This is a genomic window from Novipirellula sp. (genome assembly GCF_041583735.1).
Lineage (GTDB): Bacteria > Planctomycetota > Planctomycetia > Pirellulales > Pirellulaceae > Novipirellula.
Window position 1 is genome coordinate 1 of the sequence record NZ_JBFHFD010000339.1, and the last position, 9,096, is coordinate 9,096.

The window sequence follows — 9,096 nt, forward strand, 5'->3', positions numbered from 1 at the left end:
GAGGGAGCTTTGCGAAAGGCGTGGGCTCGCGGTTAGTCAGCGAGGAAGGGTGCACTTCTTCCCCACCGCGAGCAGTGGCATGTTAGCCAGAAAACGAGAAAAAGTCAATCAATTACTGCGACAACCGGCGAAGCCCCCCCCCCTGTAAGAGTGACGTGGCGTTTGTACGATGCGATTATTCGTGTACGTGGTGCAGCGTGAGCCTAACGTCATGGTTTGCCATCGAGGCTGCGAAATCCTTCGGCGTAACTGATCTTCCACCTGATCGGCAAGCGACCTCACGACTTGCCTCCCTTGCCCTGACTCAGCCTCCCTCGCCCGATTCAATCTCGCCCGATTCCTTCGTAGACCCGTTTTTCCGTCACGACCTTGTCCATGAATTTATCGTGCCGCTGCATTGGAATTTCGTCAAACATCTGGCACTCGAACGCCAACGAAACGAGCGGTGTTTCGGATTTGACGTTTTCAAGCAATTTGTCGTAGTAGCCCTTGCCGTGCCCGATCCGCCCCCCAAAAGCGTCAAAGCCAACACCGGGAAGCAAGATCAAATCGAGCTGTTGGACATCAACTTTTTTTGACTCCACGTTTCGCAAGTCCGCGCGAGGTTCAAGGATCTCGTACATCCCGACTTCAAGCTCCTGCATCGATTCCAGCAGGAACAATTGGAGCTCTCCGTCGACGCAATACGGAATCACGATCTTTTTATCGCTCGCCACAGCTTCGGGCAACGCGTGCCGAGTGCGCACTTCGTCGCGAACGTCGACATACCACATCACCCACTGGGCCGCCGTGTATTCAGCCAGTTGCACGACACGGTCGGTGATTTGCTGGCTGACCGCGTCCTTGTCGGGCTGAGCTTTCCGTGCGGCGTGGGCCGCTTTGCGGATCTGCCGTTTCTTTTCCACGAGAGCGTCTTGGTTCATGACAACGAACATGTTTCCAGGAAAAACAGCTGCAACTCGGCGTGACCCTGAGCTCACTCGCTATAACGACTTGAACTTTTCTGCGGCGTCATCCCATGCGGACCGGTCCGCTGGATCAAACTGCTTGGTGCCAAAGCTGGTTCGAATCAATTCGCGAGCTTCGACAATCGAGCCAAGTTGGCCTGTTCCCATCATCTGCACCGCAACGTTGCCCGCGGCGGTCGCTTCGACCGGACCAGCCACCACGACGCGATTACAGGCGTCTGCGGTCATTTGGCAAAGCAATTCGTTTTGTGACCCGCCTCCGACGATGTGGATGACATCAATTTGATTACCAACCAAAGTTTCTAACATTTCCAAGCAAGCGCGATAGCGAAGCGCCAACCCTTCGAGTGCTCCGCGATACAGTACACCGTTACTCTCGGGAGCCTTTTGTCCGGTGCGTCCAGCGTAGCTGACAATCGCGTCCACCATATCGGTCGGCGCCACAAAGGCCTCGTCGTCTGGGTTGATCAACAATTCGAATGGTTTGGCGGCCAAGGCACGCTCGACCATCACGTCCCACGACTCGGCCGCTTGGCGTCGTTCGAGCGATTTTCGGATCTGCTGGAAAATCCACAGCCCGCCAATATTTTTCAGCAGTCGCGTGCTTCCCTGAATGCCTCCTTCGTTGGTGAAGTTCAATTCGGCACACTTTGCATTGATCCGTGGCTGAGCCAACTCGCACCCCATTAGCGACCAAGTGCCCGAGCTGATGTAGCACCAGTTTGGTTTTTCGGGCGCGAAGTCGTTTACGGGGACGGCGATTACCGCAGACGCCGTGTCGTGCGTGGCTGGAATAATCACGGGTACGTTGTCAAGTCCCGTCAATGCGGCGACCGACGGTTGGATGACGCCAAGTTGACAGCCAGGCTCCGTCACATCCTGAAAAATCTGGGCAGGCAATTGGAAGCGAGAAATCAGCTCACTCGACCATTGGCGGGTGCGGGGATCCAGCAACTGCGTGGTCGAGGCGTTTGTCGCTTCGATACTGCGTTTCCCTGACAACAACCAGTGAAAAAAATCGCCCATCATCAGAAAGCCGTCGGCGATCTCGAGCGAATGTTCTCCAGCCAATCGAGCGGCGACTAGCTGGTACAGCGTATTGAGCTCCATGAACTGCAGGCCCGTCGCCTCAAATATTTCCTGGCGAGGCACGATTTCCCAGGCACGCTGCATCGCCCCTCGTGTGCGGGGGTCACGGTAGTGACGCACCGGTCCGGTCATTTGGTCTTGGTCGTCGACCAAGACATAGTCGACACCCCAGGTATCGACGCCAACCGAGGCAATGGTGTCGAACTGCTGTGAAGCGGTGCGAAGGCCTTGCTGGATATCTGCCCACAATCCGTGGACGTTCCAGTGCATTGATTGCTGTATCGTGACCGGGTCGTTGGCAAACCGATGGACTTCGGCCAATTCCATCTGATTATTTTGAAGCGATCCCGCAATCACGCGGCCGCTCGAAGCACCTAAATCGACCGCCAAATGGACCGGAGCCAAGCTCATCGTGGTGAATTCCTTGTTCTATTACCTGGATTCGGAAGCACAAACGCAGATGATAGCAAGATATTGCGAGACTGCCGCCCTTAGGGGAACACTAAAGACGCCAATTCCGGGGAACTGCGACCTTGGTGGCGGCTGCCGATTTCAGTAAGCCGTTGTTGGCCAACGCTGTGAAGCATTTCGAGGCGGCAAATGACAGCGGATTCGCATTCCGTAGCAACGCTCGCCAGAGCATGGTTGGTTGTCACGCAAATAGGAATCACCACCTTCTGGCGAAGGTAGCTACGAGAAAATGCTTCCCAGCGTTTGTGCCAGTCCGCTGAGACGCGATTCCCATCGGGGCGAGGGCGTTTTGTCCACTACACCGGTGATTCACTGCACCGGCGGCAGTAATTTTCTTGCGGGGGGGACACTCCATTTTCTCGCTGCTGGACAATCGATTTGCAAGCGAAAAATAACCCGAATGGCGGTTGCAAAATGCAGCCTTAAAAATGCATTCGATTGACACAAACTTTTTTAACTGCCGCAAGCGGAACACTTTATGTCACAAGGGGCTCCCCCCTGAAAACGAATTTGGGAAAACTGTGGTTGACCCGCCACCTGCAAAACGTAATCTAACGGTGTCGCCACATCACTCATCCGCCATTTTTCAGGGGCGGAATCCAGCAGCATGTGTACGATCGTCAACTGACGCTAAGTCGTTGATTTGATTAGAGTTATCCAAGGGATCGTTAAGGCTGTGTTCGAACAGCATTTTGCGTCCTGCTTAATATTGCGCTAGCAATGGATTGCGTTTAATTGCGTCTTCCGCGAGTTCGCCTCGCGTGGGGTTTACGCGGTCAGCTTGCGGCCACGGGCTGATACACGTCGATAAGTCGTTTGACATTTGTCGATCGATAAATCACGGACCTCACGGGCCGGGTACACGGAGTACCCGGCCGCGAACGCTCGCGAGATGCACTCTCTTTTGAGCCAGCCACACAGCTTTTGAGCCAACCACACAGAATGCCCCTTCCCCTCTGAGAGGGTCGGCCGCTGAAAGCGGGCGGTGGAGGGCATGGTGAAATCATGCTTACCCCCCGCAACTGCCGGATGACGAAGGTCGACTAGGGAATCTCGCTTGTCGTTTCGCTGGGGGATGCGGATTGCAATCCGCCGATCAATTCGCCGATTTTTCCGTCACTGGCCGGACTGACCCATTTCAAGTCGACGATGATCGCTTGATCATCTTCGCGAACGATTAACGACGGCAGCTCCTCTCGCAGTTGCTCCGCCCACTCTTTGGCGGTCAACGAGCGATGCTCCACACGAACTTGCCGGGACGGGTACCGCCATCGACCTTTTGGCGTGATGCGTGCGTCTTCGGCGGTCACTTGGCAGCTTTTGATCGAATCGCTCACGGTCAGCCGCATTGCCAACCGTTCGGCTCGAGCCTTTAGGTTCTCTTCGCCCGTTTGCAGTAGTGCATCGATGGGCAGCTCGCCGGTGGCCGCTTTGCCCAATGTGCTGACCAACATCGCTTGCGCCGCGCTGGTCGCTTCGAGTGACTTCCAAACGGCGGACTCGATAATCGCTTCGACAATTTCTCGTTTGCCGATCAGGATACCGCATTCTGGCCCTCCGAACACGCCGCCACCTTCGACGATAACCAGATCCGCCCCCGCCTGGATCGCCGCTTCGACCGACGCTAATTGCGTGTCCTTGGTTTGGCGGAGCGTGGCAACCGGCAACACGACAACTTGCGTCACTGCCGATTTGTCGAGACGCAGCGGAGCAGGGGGATTGGGCTTGGTTTCGTCGTCGGCCACGACCAAACAAAAGGAGTCGAACGCTGCGAAATCCGACGCTTCGATCGAATCATTCGCTCCAACTTCCTGAACGATTGGAACCAGCGAATTGAGCGCATCGACCAGCGAATCGCCGCTGCGAAGCCGGATCGCGTGGCTGCGGTGAATCAAGATATCTTCTTGGCTCATGCCGATCACCAGTGCGGTCAGAATCGCGTTAAAATTCGCCGCCACAGCGATTTCCAGGTTCGCCGACGAATCGAGGTGTCGGTGCAGCTCGCGAGTCAGTCGCTGGTTCGCATGATGGTCGCGGCGAACATCGCCGTGCAAACAGGCATACGCCGCCTCGACCGCCTCTTCGGCCACAGGAACGCCGGTTCCCAGCGGGGTCATCAACGTGCCCGATGCATTGACCATTGGGATTGCGATCGCGACTTGTTTCTTGGACCAGCGTTGCACATTTTTTTTGCCCGCCTCGGTCGCCCGCATCACTGCGTCCAGCCCGCGGGCCGCCGTTTGGGGTAGATCCTGAATGATCTCCGTGGCTTGGTTTTTCAGTTTTTCGAGCGTCTCGGGCTCACGCGCTCGTCGAGCCACGTCGTTGAGTCCACGTCGCAGTAACTCAACGGTCCAGGGAGGGATTGCCATCAGGTTAGTCGTTTTTCGTAGTAAGGGATAAAGCTTGGCGGCGAATCGGTCGTCACGATTGATTGTCCGTTTCATTTTAACTGGGATTCGATTCTAACCCATGCTTCTTGGCGATGAATCCGCTTCTTGGTTGCGAATCGCGTCAATCCACACCGGCAGCTCGAGAAAGCTGGGGCTTTGGTGACCTTGGGGGGCAACAAGAAAACCGGCGGCGATTTCTGTTGGATAGCGGACGTGCCCTCTGCCGAAATGACTCGTTTCGATATGATCATTCAACACTCGCGTCCGAAGACCAGGCAATATCGCGTCGGTTTGTTCACCGATTGGCGAATTTTCAGCCTCTTTGGACCAAGTCATTACCCAGCTTTGAACATAGACGAGCGATATGAAAACCGACGAGCTACGCGAAAAATACCTTGCTTTTTTCGAGTCAAAAGGATGTGTCCGCAAACCGAGCGACGTATTGGTTCCGACCTGGGATCCGTCCGTTTTGTTCACGCCGGCGGGAATGAATCAGTTCAAAGACCATTTTCTGGGCAAGGTTAAACTTGATTTCACGCGGGCGACCACCTGTCAAAAATGCTTGCGAACCGGCGACATTGATAATGTTGGACGCACCGCATTTCACCATACGTTTTTTGAAATGCTGGGGAATTTCAGCTTCGGCGACTATTTCAAAGAAGACGCCATTCGCTGGGCTTGGGAATTTTTAACCGATAAAAAATGGCTCGGAATTCCTGGCGAGCGTTTAAGCGTGACCGTTTACAAGGATGATGACGAAGCGTTCCAGTTTTGGAACGAAAAAATCGGTCTGCCGACGTCGCGAATCTCCCGCATGGAAGAAGACGAGAATTTTTGGCCTGCATCGGCACCCAGCGAAGGCCCCGATGGGGTATGTGGTCCTTGTAGCGAAATTTATTACCACCTCGATGATGGTAGTGATGTCGAAATCTGGAACCTCGTGTTCACCCAATTCAATCGCGTCGGCGATCCCCCCGACAACCTGAAGCCGCTGCCAAGCAAAAACATCGATACCGGGATGGGGCTCGAGCGAACCGCCAGCGTGTTGCAGGGCGTGCCGACGAACTTCCATATCGACAACTTGTTCCCGATCGTGCAAGCGGCGTCGGAAGTCTGTGGCGTCAAATACGAATACGAAAGTGACAACGGCCGTCGCCTGCGCCGCATCACCGACCATGCTCGCGCGTGTGCATTCGCGATTCACGAAAACGTCTACCCAGGCCCCAAAGATGCCAAGTACGTGGTCAAACGCTTGATCCGCCGCGCGGTCTTGGACGGCTATCAAATGGATCTCCGCGAGCCGTTTCTTTACAAATTGGTCGACGCGGTCGCCGAGAGCGCGAAGGTTCCTTATCCCGAGCTGAGCGAAACGACCAAACGGGTTGCCGATGTGATCGAGGCCGAAGAGAAAGCATTCTTCGGCACCATCGATGGCGGCATGAAACGAATCGGACAGCTGTTCGAACAGATGCGGGATGAAGCCGCAGTGATGGTTCCGGGCGAGGAAGCTGCAGAATTGAACACGACCTACGGTGTCCCTCCAGAACTGCTGCAAACCCTGAGCGCCGAGCAGAACTTTACGTTCGATTGGGCCGGTTATCGCGATGCAATGCACGAACATTCGATCAAAAGTGGTGCGGGACAAAAAGAATTGTTCCAAACCGGACCTTTGGAGACGTTGAAAGAAGCGCTTCGCGAAACGCCTTTCCTCGGTTACGAAACGATCGAAGCGACCGCCACGGTCAAGGGCATCATCACAGGTGTCGGTGGCAAAGACGACGAAGGGCAGCTGCTCAGCCATTTGGATCGCGCCAGCGATGCCGAACTGCGTTTAGTGCTGAATCACTCGCCGTTTTATGGCGAATCGGGTGGTCAAGTCGGTGACGTCGGAGTCATCAAGTGCGAGAAGTTCGAATTCCAAGTGATCGACACCCAACGACACGCCGGGTTGATCGTTCATCATGGCAAATTGAGACGTGGCGAAATTCACGAGGGGGATGAATGTACCGCGATCGTGGATTCGGCTCAGCGTGATGCGCTCTGTCGTGCTCACTCGGCCACTCACATCCTGCACTACGCACTGCACAAAAACGTGGGCGATCACGCTCAACAACAAGGCAGCAAGGTGGAAGCCGACCGCTTGCGATTCGACTTTACCAATCAACATGCGATCGATGACGACGTGCTCGTGCAAATCGAAAAGGATGTGTGGACTCAAATCGATGCGGCCCAGCCGATCGAGTGGAAAACCGTGCCGCTTGCCGATGCACGTACCGCCGGCGCGATGATGTTGTTCGGCGAAAAGTATCCCGATCCGGTACGAATGGTATCGATGGGCGAGTTCAGCAAAGAGCTTTGCGGCGGGACCCACCTCACCAACACGAAACAAGTGCAAGCATTTGAGTTGGTGGTCGAAGAGAGCGTTTCGGCGGGAACACGGCGTATCGAAGCGTTGACCGGCGATCGCGCCGAGGCACATCGTGTTCAAACGCGCGAACTGCTTCAAAAGGTTGCCAAGACGCTCGGATGTCAGTGGGAACATGCGGTTGCCGCGACAAAACAACTTTTCACCGAAGTGCGTCAGCTGAAAAAAGAACTCTCCGCTGGCAAGCCGGTCGAACACTCCGAAACGTTTGTCGTGAAAAAGTCCGAATCGCCAACCGATACTGAGGACTACAACGCGATCCGATCGGCCGTCCGCGATATCACGCGACGCTTGAATGTTTCGATTGACGATGTCGTCACTCGTCTCGAAGCCTTGCTCGCCGACCGATCGAGTTTGGTCAAACAGCTACGTGAAGTCACCGCAGGCGGGAAATTGTCCGCCGACGATTTGATTTCGGGTGCGGAAAACGTTGGCGATTCGATGCTGATTGTCGCCGAGACACCGGGTGCGAACCCGAACGTGATGCGTGGCTGGATCGATCAAATTCGCAAGAAAAGCGACAAGCCGACCGCAGTCCTGTTGGCGTCGGTGCAAGGCGACAAGGTATTGCTGGTGGGCGGCATCAGCCGCGAATTGGTCGATCGCGGTGTAAAAGCAGGCGAATGGGTCGGTGCCGCCGCGACGGTCGTGGGCGGAGGCGGAGGTGGTCGTCCCGACATGGCACAAGCCGGCGGGAAGGATCCAGAAAAGCTACCCGATGCACTTGAGCAAGCCAAAGTCTCGATGCGAAAATCGCTGAGCTAAGACAAAGGGAAAATAGGTTTCCCAGATGCGTCATCGGCATAAAATCGTAACGAAACTCGCCAAGAGTTTCGTTGCTGCTGTGAGCAGGCGTGTCAGGCCGGAGGCCGACAGATTCTCTGCCGTGGCCGTAAGGCCACGGTCATGTCGCGATCGACAGCCACCTCGCACTTACGTTCCGCGGCGGTTGCCGTACCAACGGATTTGCATGCGGTCGCAATATTGAAACCCGTGCTCGGCCGTCCAAGGCCGCAACCACGTCGCGGCCTGGTCGAGATCCTCGTTGCTGATTCCTTGCGGCATCACCCAGACTTTGCTTGCGGGTACGTCAAGCTGCGAGACGACCTCTTGAAGCTCCTGCAGATCTCGCTCTCCATCGACGACAAATTTAACTTGGTAATCGACCGATTGCTGCATCAGCTTTTGCATCGTGCCGATTGGCATCCGCCGCTGCTCGTGCAGTTCGCTCCAACGCGGATGTTGTTCCGCGTCAGGAGTGCTGGTGCGAAATTTAGGGCTGATCGACATCAAATCGCAAGCGATCGTGCGATCCATCGTGCCAGCGGTTTCGATCGTGATATGGTAGCCACGCTCTCGCAGCATCTCACACAACAGCACCGATTCTTTGGGCAGCAATGGCTCACCGCCTGTCAGCACGACGTGACGCACGCCCGAATCGGAAATCGACTCGACAAGCGAGGCAATCGACACCTGATCCCCTTCGGGACGCCATGACGCGTACGGGGTATCGCAGAACCAACATCGCAAATTACAGCCGCTGGTGCGAATGAAAAAACTGTCGGTTCCCGTCAATTCGCCTTCGCCTTGGCGGCTGACGAAGGTCTCGGAAATACGCAGCGTCGACGTTTCGGCCAGGGTCCCCCTGGTCGATTCCGTCGAAGCCTGCAAAAATCCTGAATTACGAAGTGGAGAAATCAAAATTGAACGACTCAAATCATTTTCGCGAGCTGTTGGAAGTTTTTGAAAA

General features: G+C 55.4%; 6 protein-coding genes. 1 reads left to right on the forward strand and 5 read right to left on the reverse strand.

Going from position 1 to position 9,096, the window contains the following annotated elements; translation table 11 throughout:
• Positions 1 to 323: 323 nt before the first annotated feature.
• The 4 genes from ABX962_RS21750 to ABX962_RS21765 all read right to left on the reverse strand — a co-directional run bounded on the left by ABX962_RS21750 (position 324) and on the right by ABX962_RS21765 (position 5,257).
• The gene (locus ABX962_RS21750; protein WP_372722257.1) at positions 324 to 923 is read right to left on the reverse strand and encodes a 5-formyltetrahydrofolate cyclo-ligase; all 600 of its coding nucleotides are present in this window, start codon (positions 921 to 923) and stop codon (positions 324 to 326) included.
• A gap of 60 nt (positions 924 to 983) precedes the next feature.
• Positions 984 to 2,468, reverse strand: a complete 1,485-nt coding sequence (locus tag ABX962_RS21755; RefSeq protein WP_372722259.1) for a rhamnulokinase family protein — start codon at positions 2,466 to 2,468, stop codon at positions 984 to 986.
• 1,103 nt (positions 2,469 to 3,571) lie between these two features.
• Complete coding sequence (locus ABX962_RS21760; protein ID WP_372722261.1) at positions 3,572 to 4,900, reverse strand: hypothetical protein; 1,329 nt, start codon at positions 4,898 to 4,900, stop codon at positions 3,572 to 3,574.
• 93 nt (positions 4,901 to 4,993) lie between these two features.
• On the reverse strand, positions 4,994 to 5,257 hold the full coding sequence (locus ABX962_RS21765; RefSeq protein ID WP_372722263.1) for a hypothetical protein: 264 nt from the start codon (positions 5,255 to 5,257) through the stop codon (positions 4,994 to 4,996).
• A 28-nt stretch (positions 5,258 to 5,285) separates the two neighbouring features.
• Between ABX962_RS21765 and alaS the strand changes: the two genes are divergently transcribed.
• Positions 5,286 to 8,111: an alanine--tRNA ligase gene (gene alaS / locus ABX962_RS21770; protein WP_372722265.1), complete on the forward strand. Its 2,826-nt coding sequence runs from the start codon at positions 5,286 to 5,288 to the stop codon at positions 8,109 to 8,111.
• Positions 8,112 to 8,279: 168 nt separating this feature from the next.
• Here alaS and ABX962_RS21775 read toward each other — a convergent pair whose 3' ends face one another.
• On the reverse strand, positions 8,280 to 9,062 hold the full coding sequence (locus tag ABX962_RS21775) for a 7-carboxy-7-deazaguanine synthase QueE (protein ID WP_372722267.1): 783 nt from the start codon (positions 9,060 to 9,062) through the stop codon (positions 8,280 to 8,282).
• Between the last annotated feature and the right edge of the window lie 34 nt (positions 9,063 to 9,096).